Annotated in this window: 1 protein-coding gene; it reads left to right on the plus strand. The window is 40.8% G+C overall.

Annotated features, from left to right (window positions below; translation table 11 throughout):
- Positions 1–197: 197 nt before the first annotated feature.
- On the plus strand, positions 198–576 hold a 379-nt coding region (locus ACYVRA_RS08315; protein ID WP_461252260.1), incomplete at its 3' end, for a hypothetical protein.

Consider the following 576-nt stretch of genomic DNA (forward strand, 5'->3'; position numbering starts at 1 on the left):
CTTACCGCAAAGTGTCGCGGCGAATCCGCAGTCAACTTGAGGAAGGCATTAAATATAATGAGTCCTAATATAAAAAAAATGACGACTATCTGCGGAAACAAAGGGCAAAATTTATATCCTATATCGGAGAAACACAAGGATGGAACTTTTCTCTTCCAGAGGATATTGTCTGGAGGAAGACGAAATCTGAAAAAGATATGTCTCCTGTTGAAAAATTAATAAAAGAAATTGAAGAAGCTCGCGATTCCGAATCAGGACGGCTGTGTATATATGACCTTGATAAATTTTCGAATGATGACATACGCGCCGCGTTTGAAGCGTGTCAAACTCGGCGGAATGAATTGCAAAATATAAAAACCGTAGATATAGATACGGAACATTTGCCTGCCTTCGCCTTTCTTTTTGCAACAGGAGCAATTGAGGGGCTGGGTATTTCCGGTGAATTCAAAGGAACATGGCCGTTATTTTTGGAAAACTGCCGGACATTAAAATCGATCAGCCTAAACATATACGCAAATAAAGGCGCGGCCGAATTTCCATCATGGATACGCAATGTTGTTTCCTTGCAGTCTCTCT

Source organism: Treponema sp. R8-4-B8, from assembly GCF_054786175.1.